This window comes from Streptomyces sp. NPDC031474 (assembly GCF_055581185.1).
This window is the reverse complement of sequence record NZ_JBVIJX010000010.1, coordinates 1-14125: the sequence shown is the minus strand read 5'-3', so window position 1 is coordinate 14125 and position 14125 is coordinate 1. Positions and strand designations below refer to the sequence as shown.

Sequence of the window (14125 nt, the reverse complement as noted above, 5' to 3'; positions counted from 1 at the left end):
GGAGTGAGTGTGCCGTGTTCCTTGTCGACGTTCTGCAGACCGAGGGGCTGGGCCATCGCAGTCATCTGGCGGGCGGCGCCCGCGCGGCGGTGGTCGTGGACCCACCGCGCGACATCGACCGCGTGATCGCCGCGGCGGCGCGGCGCGGGGTGCGGATCGTCGCCGTCGCCGAGACCCATGTGCACAACGACTACGTGACCGGCGGGCTGGAACTGGCCCGGCTCACGGGGGCCCGCTATCTGGTGCCGGCCGGGGCGGAGGTGGCGTACGCGCGTGTGCCGGTCGCCGACGGGGACGTGGAGCCGATCGACGAGGACCTCGTCCTGCGGGCGGTGGCCACCCCCGGACACACCCCGCACCACACCGCTTACGTCCTCGAGGAGGCGGGCCGGCCGGTGGCCGCGTTCACCGGCGGTTCCCTGCTGATCGGCAGCGTGGGCCGGCCCGACCTCGTCGAGCCGCGGCTGACCGAGCGGCTGGCCCGGGCGCAGCACGCCTCCGCGCACCGCCTCGCGCGGGAGCTGGCGGACGAGGTGGCGGTGCTGCCCACGCACGGCTTCGGCAGCTTCTGCTCCTCCACGCAGGCCGGCGGCGCGCACAGCACGATCGGCGTCGAGAAGGCGTCCAACCCGGCGCTCCTGCAGGACGCCGACACGTTCGTGAAGGAGCTGCTGGCGGGGCTGGACGACGTCCCGGCGTACTACGCGCACATGGGCCCGGCCAACGCGGGCGGCCCCGCCCCGGTGGACCTGACGGCGCCGCGGCGCGCCGACGCGGGCGAGATCGCCCGGCGGCTCGCGGCCGGCGAGTGGGTGGTGGACCTGCGCAGCCGAGTGGCGTTCGCCGCGGGTCACGTGGCCGGGGCGGTCAACTTCGAGGTCGACGGGCAGCTCGCGACCTATCTGGCCTGGCTGATCCCGTGGGGCAAGCCGGTGACGCTGCTCGCCGGGAGCGCCGAGGACGTCGGGCGCGCCCAGCGGGAGCTCGCCCGGGTCGGCATCGACCGCCCGGCCGCGGCGGCCGTCGGCTCCCCCGCCGACTGGCTCGTGGACGGAGCACGCCCGGCCTCGTTCCCACGGGCCACCTTCGCCGACCTCGCCGCCGCCCGCCGGCGCGGCGAGGACATGACCGTGCTCGACGTCCACCGGGACCGCGAGCGTGCGGTCGGCTGGATCGAGGGCAGCGTGCACATCCCCCTCCACCAGCTCCATCCGCGGCTCGCCGAGGTGCCCGCGGGCACGGTCTGGGTGCACTGCGCGGGTGGGATGCGCGCGGCCATCGCCGCCTCCCTGCTCGACGCCGCCGGCCGGCACGTCGTAGCCGTCGACGACGCCTTCACCGCGGCAGCCGACGCCAACCTCCCCCTCACCACCCCCACCCCCGGCCACGCTGCCCTCACCCCTGGCACCCCCGGCCACACCACCCCCGGCCACGCCACCTCCGCCCTCGCCACCTCCGCCCCCGGCACCTCCGCCCACACCGCCCCCGCCCTCGAAACCCCCGCCGCCGGCACCTCCGGCCACACCACCTCCGCCCACACCGCCCCCGGCCACGCCACCTCCGCCCACACCGCCCCCGGCCACGCCACCCCCGGCCTCAACACCCCCGCCCACGACACCTCCGCCCACACCGCCCCCGCCCTCGCCACCTCCGCCCACACCGCCCCCGGCCACGCCACCCCCGGCCTCAACACCCCCGGCCACGCCACCCCCGGCGCCCTTGGCACCCCCGGCCACGCCACCCCCGGCGCATGAGCGCGTTCGTTCTGGCGTTGGTCGCCGGGGGGCTGGTCGGTCTGGCGCTGGGGGCGTTGGGGGCGGGCGGCAGCATCCTGACCGTCCCCGCGCTGATCTACCTGCTCGGTTTCAGCCCGGTCGCGGCGACCACCGCGGGCCTGGTCATCGTCATCGCCACGGCGGTCACCGCGCTGCTCGCCCACGCGCGGGCCGGCGCGGTGCGCTGGCGGGCGGGGCTGCTGTTCGCGGCGGCCGGTCTGCCGCCGGCCGCGGCGGCGGGCGCCCTGTCCTCACGGGTCCCCGAGCCGGTGCTGACGCTGATGTTCGCGGGGCTGGCCGCCCTGGCCGCCGTCCGTATGCTGCGCCGCCGCGCCCCGCACGGGGACGGGCGGGTCTCGGCGGCGCGTGCGGCGGGAGCCGGGGCCGGGCTGGGCGCGGTGACCGGGTTCCTCGGGGTCGGCGGCGGGTTTCTCGCCGTGCCCGCGCTGGTGGGCGTGCTGGCCGTGCCGATGAGCGCGGCGGTGGGCACGAGTCTGCTGGTCGTCGCCGCCAACGCGCTGGCGGCCCTCACGGCCCGGGCGTTCACGGCCGTCCACCTGGACTGGGCGCTGATCATGCCGTTTCTCGCGACCGCCGTCCTCGGAGCCTGGGACGGCAGACGGCTGGCCGCGAAGGTCTCCGCCGCGACCCTGCAGCGCGTCTTCGGCGGCGTGCTGCTGGTCGTGGCGGTGGGCATGGGCGTGAGCGCCGTCCGGTGACCGGATACGGATCCCGGACGCTCAGGCGAGGGACAGGAAGAGCTTCTCCAGGCGGGCCCGCATCTGCGCGGAGTTCTGGATCTCCGGGTCCTCGCTGGTCATGCACTGCTCCAGCCCGGTCGCGATGATCGCGAAGCCGGCCCGGTCCAGGGCCCGGGAGACGGCGGCGAGCTGGGTGACCACGTCCTCGCAGTCACGGCCCTCCTCGATCATCCGGATCACCCCCGCGAGTTGTCCCTGGGCGCGCCGCAGCCGGTTGAGCGCCGACTTCAGTTCCTCGGCCGACATGTCGAGTTGCACATTTCCTCCTCCATGACCCGCATACACCTATGCGGCCCCATATACCCCCATGGGTATCCTACCCGTGCGGGACAACACCCCGTCGAAAGGTTCTGTTCCGTGACCGACCCCGCGATCGACCGTACGACCGCCCGCGCGTCCATCCCCGCGTCCACCTCTGCCGGTCTGACCGTAGCCCAGGCCGCCGCCCGGCTCGACGAGTTCACCGTCGTCGATGTGCGCACGCCCGGCGAGTACGCCGGGGGACGGCTGCCCGGCGCCCACAACGTCCCCCTGGACCGGCTCGGCGAGGCCGCGAGCGCCCTGCGGGCAGCCGCCGCGCGCGGGCCGCTGCTGCTCGTGTGCGCCTCCGGCAACCGGTCCGCGAAGGGCTGCGCGCAGCTCGCGGCCCTCGGCGTCGAGGCGGCCACACTGGAGGGCGGCACCGGCGGCTGGGCGGCGGCCGGCCACCCGGTCGAGCGTCCGGCGGGGTCCCGTACCCCCTGGCCGATGGACCGCCAGGTCCGGCTCGCCGCCGGCTCTCTGGTGCTCGCCGGATTCGCCGTGGGTCTGGCCCGGCCGGGCGCGCACCGGCTGTCCGGGCTGATCGGTGCGGGCCTGGTCTTCTCGGCGGCGACCGACACCTGCGGCATGGCCGCCCTGCTGGCCCGGCTCCCGCACAACCGGCCGCCCAAGGACGCCCCTTCTTTCGAGGAGACGTTGGAGCGGCTTTCCGCCCCCGTGTTGTGATCTGCGCACACAAGCCCGCACCGCAGTGACACGAACGGGGATCCGCGCATGACCACGCACACGACGCTGTCACCGGAACGCTTCGAGGCCGACCGGCCTCATCTGCGCGCCGTCGCCTACCGCATGCTGGGCTCGCTCGGCGAGGCGGAGGACGCCGTGCAGGAGACCTGGCTCAGGGCGGCCAGGGCGGACATCGGCGCGGTGGAGAACCTCAGCGGGTGGCTGACCACGGTGGTGGGCCGGGTGTGCCTGAACATGCTGCGCTCCCGCAGAACGCGGCCGGAGGTCCCGCTCGACGACCGGGTGAGCGAGCCCGCCGTCGGCCCGGGAGAGGGCGGCGATCCCGAGGAGGAGGCGCTCCTCGCCGACTCGGTCGGGATCGCGCTCCTCGTCGTCCTGGACACCCTGGCCCCGGCCGAGCGGCTCGCGTTCGTGCTGCACGACCTGTTCTCCGTGCCGTTCGACGACATCGCCCCGATGATCGAGCGCACCCCGGCCGCCACGCGGCAACTGGCCGGCCGGGCCCGCCGACGCGTCCGGGGAACCGCGCCCGCGGATGCGCCCGCCGCCCTTGCCGCGGCCGTTCCCGCCGGCGCGCCTGCCGTCGACCGCGTCCGGCAGCGCGAGGTCGTCGAGGCGTTCCTGGCCGCCACGCGCGGCGGCGACTTCGAGGCGCTGCTCGCCCTGCTGCACCCGGATGTGGTCCTCACCGCCGACCGCTTCGTCGTCCCGACGCCCGAGCCCGTCACGGTCGGCGGGGCCCGGCCCGTGGCCGAGGGCGCGATGGCGGCGACCGGCCGCGCCCGGTTCACCGGCCTCGCCCTGCTCGACGGCCGGGTCGGCCTCGCGATGGCGCCGCAGGGCAGGCTGCGGCTGGTCCTGATGTTCACGATCACCGAGGGCAGGATCACCGGGATCGACGTGGTGGCGGACCGGGAGCGGCTGGACGGCATCGAGGTGGCGGTGCTCGACGCCGTCGGGATCGACGACTGACCCCACGGGTGGGGGGCGACCGGAGTTCCCGGCCGCCCCCCACCCGCCCGTTCGTCAGAACGCCAGCACCAGCGAGGCCACCACCGGCGCCGCGTAGACCAGCGGGAACAGCGCGTGCGAGAACCAGCGGGCCCGCAGCACGGTGACGACGGCCCCGACGAAGTACAGGACCAGACCGGCCGCGGCGAGCACGCCCACCACGGGCACGAACAGCCCCGCCAGCAGCCCGGCCGCGCCGGCGGCCTTGGCCGCGCCGAGGAACGGCCACCAGGCGCGCGGCACTCCGTAGTCGGCCAGCGGCTTCACCGTCCACTCGGCGCGCAGAAAGACCGAGGCGGCCGAGAAGCCCGCCAGGACGGCTCCGACGACGGTGACGACAACGTAGGCAGTGGACATGTCAGTAGCTCCTCAGCGGGGGTTTCCGTGCGTTCCTTCACCCCCCTGACACGGCGCGACGCGCGAGTGTGACCGCCACCGACACCCCTTTCGATGTGAGGGCGGTCACATGGCGCGGGCCGCCACGAACCACTTCGACGGCAGCTCGATCCGGGTGCCGTCCGGTGTGACCTCCGTGGTGACGAGCGGCAGTTCACCGGAGGCCAGCACCGTGAGCCCGGCCGAGCGCAGATACTCGGGCACCGCGTCGTCGGCGACCTCGCCGGGGGCGATGCCGTGCCGGAAGACCGGCGCGAGCTTCGGCGGCGGACCGGCCGGGCCCTGCGCCAGCGAGCCGAGGACGGGGCGGGCGGCCTCCGACAGTTCGACGAGGAACGCCCGGCCGCGCTCCCCGACCAGCGTGGCGATCCCCTCCACCAGCGGCTGCCGGTCCTCGGGCTCGCACTGGTGCAGGACGCCCCTCATGTAGACGTTGGCGTCCCCCAGTTCGGTGTGCAGGGTGTCGGCCGCATCCTTCTCCGCCGCGTCCAGCAGCCGGTACGTCGCCAGTCCGGCGGGGTCGGTGCGCCGGGCGTGATCGAGGGCCGCGTCGGCCAGATCGACACCGACCACATGCGGGAAGCGGTCGGCGAAGTACCGGGTCTGGGTGCCGTTGCCGCAGCCGAGATCCACCAAAGCCAGCCCCGCGTCGACTATATGGGGCTCGAAGAAGGCCAGGTGCACGGCGGAGGTCACGCGTGGATCCGCGTCCCAGAACACCCCGCCCGGCTCGTCCGGGGCCTCCCGCCAGAAACCCTCCCACGCCTCCCGGTACCGACTCGCCACGCTCATGCCCAACTCCCCAGGATGCAAGGTCGATCCGCCGTAAGTGACGGGCGAGTACGGTTTATCGCTCCAGGGTGCCCGCTACAAGCAGCCGGCGCATTCCTTCACTCCGCCTTCGACATCCGTACGCCGTCGCGCGCTCCCGTCCTGGGGGGGGGGCGGCCGGTGGTCAGCGGCGCGGCAGCGTCAGCTCGAACCAGACGGACTTCCCGGCCCCCGTACGGCTGGCGCCCCACTCGCGGGCCAGCGTGCTCACCACGCGCAGCCCCCGCCCGAAGTCGTCGCCGGGCCCGGCGCTCAGCAGGGTCGGCAGTTCGTGATCGTCGTCGTCGACCTCGCACAGCAGCGTCTCGCCGCGTACGAGGCGCAGGGCCACGGGCTGCCGGTGGGAGTGCCCCAGGGCGTTGGTGACGAGTTCGCTGACCATCAGCTCGGCCGCGTCGGCCAGTTTCGCCAGCCCCCAGTCGTGGAGCTGCTCGCGGACCACCGCGCGGGCCCGGCTCACCTCGGCCGGGTCCAGGCGCAGCCGCCATTCCGCGACGTCGTCCGGCTCGATGCCGTTGAGCCGGGTCATGAGCAGAGCCACGTCGTCCTTGCGGCCGCCACGCGTGTTGAGGGCGCGGATGATGGTGTCGCAGGCGTCGTCCATGGCGGCGGCCGGGTGGGCGGCGGACTCGCAGAGCGTCGCCAGGCCCACGCCGATGTCCTCGCCGCGCACCTCCACCAGACCGTCGGTGCACATGACCAGCCGGTCGCCCGGCTCCACGCGCACGCGGACCGCCTCGAAGGGCACTCCGCCGACGCCGATGGGCGCGCCGGTGGGCAGGTCGAGGAGTTCGCTGTGGCCGTCGACGGCACGCACCAACACCGGTGGGATGTGGCCCGCGTTGGCGAGGTGCAGCTCGCTCTCGATCGGGTCGTAGACCGCGTACAGACAGGTCGCGAGGTAGGTGTCGCCGAGCCGTTGCGCCAAGTCGTCGAGATTGCGCAGGAGTTGGGCGGGCGGCAGGTCCAGTGCGGCCATGGTCTGCACGGCCGTGCGCAACTGGCCCATCATGGCGGCCGAGTTGAGGCCGTGGCCCATGACGTCGCCGACGACGAGGGCGGTGCGGGCGCCGGGCAGCTTCACCGAGTCGAACCAGTCGCCGCCGACCCGCCCCAGCAGCGTGCCCGGCAGATAGCGGGTGGCGATGTCGCAGCCCGCCATGCGGGGCGGAATGTGCGGCAGCATGCTGTCCTGGAGGGTCTCGGCGACGCTCTCCTGGTAGGTGTACATGCGCGCGTTGTCGAGCACGAGGCCCGCGCGGGCGGCGAGTTCGGCGCCGGTGACGCGGTCCATGTCGTTGAAGACGGCGCGCTCGGGATGGCGCAGCAGGATCATGAAGCCGAGGACGACGTTGCGGGCCTTCAGCGGGACGACGAGCATGGAGCGGCCGGTGATGAGGGGCCGGATGTCGCGTTTCTCGAACTGCGAGGCGATGGCGTGGCCCATCTGCTCGCTGATGCGCGGCACGAGGACGGGCTCGCCGGTGGTCATGCACTGGAAGAACGGGGTGTGCGCGGGGAACGGCATCGCCTCGCCGACGGGCACCACGTCGTCCCAGCGGCCGGGTTCGTCGGTGTGTTCCAGGGCGACCCGGTGCCACATGGTGGTCGTGTCCGGCACGCCGTCGGGGAACCCCTCGCCGGCGACGACCTGTTCGCGCAGATAGGTGCCGGCGACGTCGGTGAAGCGCGGGACGACGGCTCTGCTGACCTCGACGATGGTGCGGGACAGGTCGAGGGAGGTGCCGATCTTCCCGCTGACCTCGTTGAGGAACTCCAGGCGTTCGCGGACGGCGACGTACTCGAGGTCCTCCCTGTCGTCGGCCAGGTCCTCCGGGAGGGGCATCCCTTCGGCGACGGCGCGGGCGGCCCGCTCGCGGCGGACCCTGCGTTCGACGCGCCGGGCCACGCCCCAGTCGGGGGTCACGGGCACCAGGTCGTTCTGGCTGAACTCCAGGACGGGATAGCCGAGTTCAAGGATCTGCGCCACGATGCGGGCGCTTTCGCCGACGCTCATGCTGGGCAGGATCTCGGGCAGCCGGCGGGCGAGGTCCTCGGCGCCGGGGAAGTCGGTGTGCAGGGCGAAGCCGGGGGCGATGCGTTCGACGACCGCCCGGTCCGCCGGGTCGTCACTGTGCAGTGCCGCCGCGTCCGCGGCCAGCACCAGCAGCCGTTCCGTTCCCGGTCCGACCAGCGGGTAGGCCCACCACAGGACGTCGACCCGGTCTCCGTCGCCGCCCCTCCCCCACCCTCCGGTCGGGGGGACCCCCGCCTCGCTTCGCTCGGGCACAGTCAGCCGGGCCCGCCCGGCGGCCGGGTAGCCGAGGCCCCGGTCGAGGGAGGAGTCCAACCCGGGCCCGAGACCGTCGTAGGCGGCGTGGTCCCCGCAGCCCGCGTAGCCGCCGGCCGTCCCGTATCCGGCGTCCGGAAGGTCGTCTTCGGGGTCGGGGAGCGCGCCGGAGACGGGGAGCAGGTCGATCGCGGACCGGCCGATCGCCTCCTCCTTGGCGGCGCCGAAGAGCCGGCGTGCGCCGGTGCTCCAGTGGGAGACGAGGCCCTCGCGGTCGACCACGACCACTGCCAGCGGGACGCGCCCGGCGCCGGCCATGCCGTCTGCCGTCTCGCCCCCTGCTCCGCGGCTGGGAGGTGCGTCCCTCTCGGTGCCACGGTCCATGGCCCAGGCCCTCTCTCCCCAGAGCTACGCAAGATCTGTCCCGCAGTCCCCACCGTACGGTGCGTGTCCGTCGGCATGTGCGGCAATGATGGAATTGGTTTCACCGGGGTGCGCCGGGGTACGCCGCACGTCCCGGGCCCGGGGCGGGCCGGTCAGTCCGCGTGGCCGAGCTGCAGGTCGCGTTCCGTGCGGCCGCCGCCCGCCAGGTGCAGGACGGTGGCGACCGGCGGGTAGCCGGTGGCGATGACGGTGTACTCGCCACGGGACAGGTCGACGAAGCGGAACACCCCGTCGGAGCCCGTGGTGAGGGTGTCCACGACGTTGCCCGCGGCGTCCAGGAGGGTCACGCGCGCGTCCTCGACGGGGCGCCCGCCGGTGGCCCGGACCGTGCCGCGCAGTACGGCGCCGCCGGCGAGTTCGACGTCCTGGCGGGTCTCGCGGGAGGCCTGGACGCTGACCGGCAGGGCGGCCGGGCGGAAAGCGGGCGCACCGGCGGCGAGGGTGTACTCCCCGGCGACGAGCTCGGTGATGACGTAGCCGCCCTCGCGGCCGCTGCGGGTGCTGGCGACGACCTCGCCGTGGACGTTGGTGAGGGTGACGGTGGCCTCCCGCACCGGGGAGCCGTCCGCGGTGACGATGTTCCCGGCGAGGCGGCCCGCGCCGCCGAGGACGATGTCCATTTCGACGGGGCGTTCGCCGACGGTGACGGAGACGGCCTGCGGCTGGTGGCCGCCGGCGGCGGCGATCAGGACGTAGGCGCCGGAGCCGGGCGTGGACAGCGCGTACCGTCCGTCCTCCCCGCTCGCGCTCCGGCCGACCTGGCGGCCCGTCACATCGATGAGGGTGAGCGCCGCGCGGGGCACGACGGTCCCGTCGGGGTGCTGCACCGTGCCGCAGACGGGGATTCCGGCGGTGTACGGGGCCCGGGCCTGCAGGACCGGCGTGGTCGCGGACGCGGGCTCCGTTTCGGCGGCGTTGTGGGACACCAGCGGTTTCTCCTTGAGGAAGCAGGCGATGAGCAGCCCGAGGACGAGCACCGGTACGAGGTAGAGGAAGATCCGCGGCATGGCGTCGGCGTACGCCCGGATGCAGGCGTCGCGCAGCGCCGGGGGCAGTGCGTGTACGAGCTGCGGGGTGAGGGACTCGGGGTCCGGGAGGCCGGCGCCGGCACGGGCGGGCAGGGTCTCGCGCAGCGCGTCGGCGAGCCGGCCGGCGAAGAGGGTGCCGAAGACCGCTGCGCCGACGCTGCCGCCGATCTGGCGGAAGTAGGTGTTGGCGCTGGTGGCGGTGCCCAGGTCGGCGGGGCGCACGGAGTTCTGCACGGCGAGGACGAGGACGGGCATCACCAGGCCGATGCCGGCGCCGAGGACGGCCATCCAGAGGCTGTACTGCAGCCGGGGCGTGTCGGCCTGCAGCCGGGACAGCAGCCACATGCCGAGGGCGGCGAGGGCGCTGCCGAGGACGGGATAGATCTTGTAGCGGCCGGTGTGGGTGATGAGTTGCCCGGACAGGACCGAGGCGCCGACGATGCCGCCCATCATGGGCAGCATGAGCAGCCCGGACTCGGTGGCGGAGGCCCCGTCGACCATCTGCAGGAAGGTCGGCAGATAGCTCGCGGCGCCGAACAGCGCGACGCCGATCACCAGGCCGACCAGTGCGGTGACGTTGAAGACGGGGTCCCTGAACAGCCGCAGCGGGATGAGGGGTTCGGCGGCGATGCCCTCGACGACGAGGAAGAGGACGGCGGCGGCGGCCGCGCCCGCGCCGAGACCGACGACGACGCTGGAGTCCCAGGCGTACTCGGTGCCGCCCCAACTGGTCAGCAGCACCAGGCAGGTGGAGGCGACGGCGAGCAGCAGGGCGCCGAGGACGTCGAACCGGGGTTTCGCGGTCGGCTTCGGCAGTTTCAGCACGACGGTGACGACGGCGAGGGTGACGAGTCCGAAGGGGACGTTGACGTAGAAGCACCAGCGCCAGGAGAGGTGGTCCGTGAAGTAGCCGCCGAGCAGCGGCCCGGCGACCGAGGCGAGGCCGAACGCGGCGCCGATGAGGCCCATGAACCGGCCTCGCTGCCGGGGCGGCACGATGTCCGCGATGATCGCCTGCACGCCGATCATGAGCCCGCCCGCGCCGACGCCCTGGACGGCCCGGAAGGCGATCAGCTGGTCCATGGTCTGCGCCCGTCCGGCGAGCGCGGAGCCGAGGACGAAGACGACGATCGCGAACTGGAAGACGCCCTTGCGGCCGAGGAGGTCGCCGAGCTTGCCGTAGACGGGCAGTCCGACGGTGGCGGTGAGCAGGTAGGCGGTGATCGCCCAGGACATCCGGTCCAGGCCGTGCAGTTCACCGACGATCTTCGGCAGCGCGGTGGCGACGATCATCTGCTCCAGCGCCGCGAGCAGCAGCGCGAGCATGAGGGCGAAGAAGACCAGCCGCACCCGGCGGCCGGCCGGTCCGCTCCCGGCAGCCGACGCCCCTGGCGGGTCCTCCGCTTCCGCGGGACGTGCCGTGACCGGCTCGTCCTGCACCAGGGTGATCCCGCCCATGTCCCGCTCCCCTCGTCGCACCTGCCACACAATTCCCGCGTAAAGCGACAACCACGAGCAAGCGCGACGAGTTACGGCGCCATCCCGGTCACAAGGGAGATCCACCCGAACCGGTGAAGGGGATCAACGCGCAGGGAGCGCACGGGTGTTGATCTACTTCTCGACCTCGGTGGCGAGGTTGGCGAGGATCTCGTCGTAGATCCGGCCGAGGCCCTTGGGCGCGAAGGTCCGCTCGAAGAAGCCGCCGATGCCGGTGGCGCCGTCCCAGGTGGTGGTGACGACGACCCGGGAGGCGCCCTCGCCGGCCGGGGTGACACGCCAGACGGTGACCATCGAGGAGTTGCGGTCCTTCTCGACGAGCTCGCCGTCGGTCGGCTCGGCGACCTCCAGGAGGCAGTCGCGGACGCGCTTGCTGGTGGCCTGGAGCTTCCAGTGGACGAGGGTACCCTCGCCGTCACCGCCCTCGCGCACCTCGTACTCGCTGAAGTGCTCGGGCAGCAGATTCGCGCGCGCGCCGCTGTAGTCGGCGATGGTGTCGAACACCTTCTCCGGGTCCGCAGCGACGACCCGCTCGGTGGTGGCCTCGACCTGCGCCATGGGGTTCCTCCAGGTCCTTGTTGCTCAGGGTTGCTCAGGGTTGCTCAGCTTGCTCAGGGTGCGGGGCAAGCCAACCACCCCGGTCCGCAGCCACCCAAATCGGGGTCGCGGAAGCGATCGCCTCGCGATCGAAAAGGACTGCCGAAGGTCCGTCGCACGATCATGGGAACACATGTTCTATTGTGTGGGCAGGGCTACCGAGGAGGCGTCATCCCGCTGGGACACCCCTGCCGGGGCTGCACGCACGCGTGCGTGTACTTCACTGCGTGACCCTATTGAGCCCGGGAGGGCCGATGCTCAGCACTCCGAACGCGGACAAGGCCTGGAAAGGCATGACGAGGTCATTCCCGACCCCGGAGGCGCCAGGCCAGTATGCCGCCCCGAGCAAGGCGGAGAGGACGGCTTACGCCGTGCTGCTGCATGGACCGGCTGCGCACTCAGGCGGCGCCGACGCGAGTCAGTGGCTGCTGCTGCGCGACCGCACAGCGAAGCGCCCGTAACCGACGCACCAGCAGCCACACTTCAGGAACGCGTCAGCCGCCCAGGACGCCGTCGAGGTCGTCCTGCACCGGGCCGTACAGGCCGCGCGGAACCAGCCTGCGGACAATCGCCCTGCGAGGCCCAGACGACCCCTCCAGCCGCAGGATGCCCGGCTGTCCGTTCATCGTCATAGCAGGCGTTCTGCATCGGTTCGTTCTTCTTCATGCGGCTACTTCTCGGAAGGTGAGCCTGAGCTGCTCTGCTGCCACCGGCCGGACGCGACAACGACGCTGATCGCCGAAGCCCCGAGCAGGACACCGATGAGACCCGTCAATGCACCAGCCGGGACATGCGTCGGCCTCCACCAGGACCCACCCAGGGCATGCAGCCGCTCGCCGACGAAGCGGCTCGGCGAAGTCCATGGGTGGTCCTACCCGTTCGCGGTGTTGGGGGAGTTGATCAGGTGATCGGTGAACCAGTCCGCGGTGAGCGCGTCGCGTTCGGCCGCGTGGTTGTAGAGGGTGTGCTCGCCGTCGGGCCAGATTCGCAGCGTCGCGGTGGCGGGGTCGGCGGCGCGGAGGAACGGCTCCTGGTCCTCGTAGCGGGCGAGCGGGTCGTGGCCGCCGTGCAGGAGGAGCAGCGGGCAGCCGATGCGGTGCTTGTCCGGGTCGAAGCGCAGACTGTCCATGATTTCTGCCACCCGGTCCAGGTCGTCGGTGCCGACCACGGCGGCCATCTGCTCGCGGGCGGTACGGAATTCCGGGACGGCCGGTACCGCCGGGGCGCCGTTGACGACCACCGCGCCGACACGCGGGTCGGCGGCGGCCAGATGGGCGGCGAACAGGCCTCCGAAGCTGACGCCCTGGACACCGGTGCCACCGCCGAGGCGGGGATCGGCCTCGACCAGGTCGACGAAGCGGGCGAAACCGTCGGTGACGTGCTCGTCGACGTACAGTCCTTGGCGCAGCCGCGATTCGCCCTGGCCGGGGCCTTCGGCGAGCAGACAGGCCAGGCCGCGTGCGGTGTAGGCGTCGGCGACGGGCAGGTACGCCGCTCCCCAGCCGCTGAGCCCGCCCCACACGATCACGGTGGCGCGGGGCGTGCCGGCCGGCAGGCACAGCCAGCCTCCGAGGACACCGTCGCGGTGCGGGATCTCCACCCGCTCCACGTCCGGTGCGAGAGCGGCGGTCGCGGCGGTGTGCCGGGCATACAGCTCCCGTTTCCGTTCGGTGTCGCTCTGGTGCGCCATCTGCGCGAACATCAGCGCCGCGGAGGCGAACCGGTAGGCCTGCCGGGCGGTCGCGCGGTGCCCCGCTCCTTCCGCGGACCGCGCGCGCTCCAGTTGCACGTCGGCGATGGTCGCGGCGGCATCCTGCCACGGGATCCCGGCGGCGGTGTCGGCGAGCAGCCGCCGGGCGTCGGCGGGGTCCATGCCACAGTCGGTGAGCCGGGTGAAGGGCATGGCCCGGTGCTGCGCGGCGACCATCGGCGGCAGCGTGGCCCCCGCACCCTGATCTCCGGTCGTCATACGGCCGCCCCCACTGTTGCCGACAGCGCGGCGTCGAGGTCGTCCACGAGCGCGCACAGCTCGGTGGTGTCGGCGGCCGTACCGAACAGCACGAAGTCGGGGCGCGCCAGATAAGCGACCGCGCCGAGGAGTTGGAGGTACTCGCGGTGCCGTCCGTCGAGGTCTTCGACCGTGTCGAGGGCGACCACGGCGCAGCCCAGGCGCTCCAGCCGGGCGAGCCGCTCGGGACCGAGGGCGGCGGTGGGATCCTCGGCGGTGACCAGGGTGAAGCCGTATCCGGTCAGGTCGTCGAAGCGTCCCGTGCGGCCGTCGGCGAGGCGGATGCGGCCCTGGGGGGTGAGGGTGCCGACCGGCGTGCCGGCTTCCTTGCGCAGCACTCCGCCGCTCAGTGGGGGGAACGGGGGCGGTGGGGGGACCTTGCCGGCGAAGAAGGCCGCGTCCCGGGCCGCGGCGGCCTCGGTGTCGTGCGTGTTGGCTACCTTGCCCAGGCCGATCGCCGCGTGGGTGAGGGCGGTGAC

General features: G+C 73.4%; 11 protein-coding genes and 2 pseudogenes. 4 read left to right on the top strand and 9 right to left on the bottom strand.

Annotated features, from left to right (window positions below; translation table 11 throughout):
* Positions 1-14: 14 nt before the first annotated feature.
* A pseudogene (locus ACZ5SK_RS21565) lies at positions 15-1376 on the top strand (MBL fold metallo-hydrolase); the annotation flags it as partial.
* A 374-nt stretch (positions 1377-1750) separates the two neighbouring features.
* Entirely contained in the window at positions 1751-2494 is a 744-nt protein-coding gene (locus tag ACZ5SK_RS21560; protein ID WP_334575724.1) for a sulfite exporter TauE/SafE family protein, read from the top strand.
* 21 nt (positions 2495-2515) lie between these two features.
* Here the strand turns inward: ACZ5SK_RS21560 and ACZ5SK_RS21555 are convergent, their stop codons facing one another.
* Positions 2516-2794: a metal-sensitive transcriptional regulator gene (locus ACZ5SK_RS21555; protein ID WP_334575726.1), complete on the bottom strand. Its 279-nt coding sequence runs from the start codon at positions 2792-2794 to the stop codon at positions 2516-2518.
* Between the two features lie 141 nt (positions 2795-2935).
* Here ACZ5SK_RS21555 and ACZ5SK_RS21550 point away from each other — a divergent pair, with 141 nt between their 5' ends.
* The gene (locus tag ACZ5SK_RS21550; RefSeq protein WP_334581098.1) at positions 2936-3523 is read left to right on the top strand and encodes a rhodanese-like domain-containing protein; all 588 of its coding nucleotides are present in this window, start codon (positions 2936-2938) and stop codon (positions 3521-3523) included.
* 48 nt (positions 3524-3571) lie between these two features.
* Entirely contained in the window at positions 3572-4516 is a 945-nt protein-coding gene (locus tag ACZ5SK_RS21545; RefSeq protein WP_457493962.1) for a sigma-70 family RNA polymerase sigma factor, read from the top strand.
* Between the two features lie 54 nt (positions 4517-4570).
* Here the strand turns inward: ACZ5SK_RS21545 and ACZ5SK_RS21540 are convergent, their stop codons facing one another.
* The 8 genes and pseudogenes from ACZ5SK_RS21540 to ACZ5SK_RS21505 all read right to left on the bottom strand — a co-directional run.
* Positions 4571-4912, bottom strand: coding sequence for a DoxX family protein (locus ACZ5SK_RS21540; RefSeq protein ID WP_334575728.1), 342 nt, complete (start codon positions 4910-4912; stop codon positions 4571-4573).
* 105 nt (positions 4913-5017) lie between these two features.
* Positions 5018-5743: a class I SAM-dependent methyltransferase gene (locus ACZ5SK_RS21535; RefSeq protein WP_468576465.1), complete on the bottom strand. Its 726-nt coding sequence runs from the start codon at positions 5741-5743 to the stop codon at positions 5018-5020.
* 163 nt (positions 5744-5906) lie between these two features.
* Positions 5907-8456, bottom strand: coding sequence for a SpoIIE family protein phosphatase (locus ACZ5SK_RS21530; RefSeq protein ID WP_334575731.1), 2550 nt, complete (start codon positions 8454-8456; stop codon positions 5907-5909).
* A 152-nt stretch (positions 8457-8608) separates the two neighbouring features.
* Complete coding sequence (locus ACZ5SK_RS21525; protein WP_361701831.1) at positions 8609-11002, bottom strand: MFS transporter; 2394 nt, start codon at positions 11000-11002, stop codon at positions 8609-8611.
* A gap of 153 nt (positions 11003-11155) precedes the next feature.
* Positions 11156-11599 carry an SRPBCC family protein gene (locus tag ACZ5SK_RS21520; protein ID WP_334575734.1) on the bottom strand — a complete coding sequence of 148 codons (444 nt, stop codon included), beginning with the start codon at positions 11597-11599 and terminating at the stop codon, positions 11156-11158.
* Positions 11600-12132: 533 nt separating this feature from the next.
* Positions 12133-12270 carry a hypothetical protein gene (locus ACZ5SK_RS21515; protein WP_334575735.1) on the bottom strand — a complete coding sequence of 46 codons (138 nt, stop codon included), beginning with the start codon at positions 12268-12270 and terminating at the stop codon, positions 12133-12135.
* 239 nt (positions 12271-12509) lie between these two features.
* Complete coding sequence (locus ACZ5SK_RS21510) at positions 12510-13607, bottom strand: alpha/beta hydrolase family protein (protein WP_334575736.1); 1098 nt, start codon at positions 13605-13607, stop codon at positions 12510-12512.
* Positions 13604-14125, bottom strand: a pseudogene (locus tag ACZ5SK_RS21505) (bifunctional 3-(3-hydroxy-phenyl)propionate/3-hydroxycinnamic acid hydroxylase MhpA); the annotation flags it as partial. The pseudogene ACZ5SK_RS21505 and the gene ACZ5SK_RS21510, both read right to left, overlap by 4 nt.

Coding starts and splice junctions, on each gene's coding strand:
- ACZ5SK_RS21560 (WP_334575724.1), top strand. CDS start 1,751: ATGAGCGCGTTCGTTCTGGCGTTGGTCGCCGGGGGGCTGGTCGGTCTG.
- ACZ5SK_RS21545 (WP_457493962.1), top strand. CDS start 3,572: ATGACCACGCACACGACGCTGTCACCGGAACGCTTCGAGGCCGACCGG.
- ACZ5SK_RS21540 (WP_334575728.1), bottom strand. CDS start 4,912: ATGTCCACTGCCTACGTTGTCGTCACCGTCGTCGGAGCCGTCCTGGCG.
- ACZ5SK_RS21535 (WP_468576465.1), bottom strand. CDS start 5,743: ATGAGCGTGGCGAGTCGGTACCGGGAGGCGTGGGAGGGTTTCTGGCGG.
- ACZ5SK_RS21530 (WP_334575731.1), bottom strand. CDS start 8,456: ATGGACCGTGGCACCGAGAGGGACGCACCTCCCAGCCGCGGAGCAGGG.
- ACZ5SK_RS21525 (WP_361701831.1), bottom strand. CDS start 11,002: ATGGGCGGGATCACCCTGGTGCAGGACGAGCCGGTCACGGCACGTCCC.
- ACZ5SK_RS21520 (WP_334575734.1), bottom strand. CDS start 11,599: ATGGCGCAGGTCGAGGCCACCACCGAGCGGGTCGTCGCTGCGGACCCG.
- ACZ5SK_RS21515 (WP_334575735.1), bottom strand. CDS start 12,270: ATGACGATGAACGGACAGCCGGGCATCCTGCGGCTGGAGGGGTCGTCT.
- ACZ5SK_RS21510 (WP_334575736.1), bottom strand. CDS start 13,607: ATGACGACCGGAGATCAGGGTGCGGGGGCCACGCTGCCGCCGATGGTC.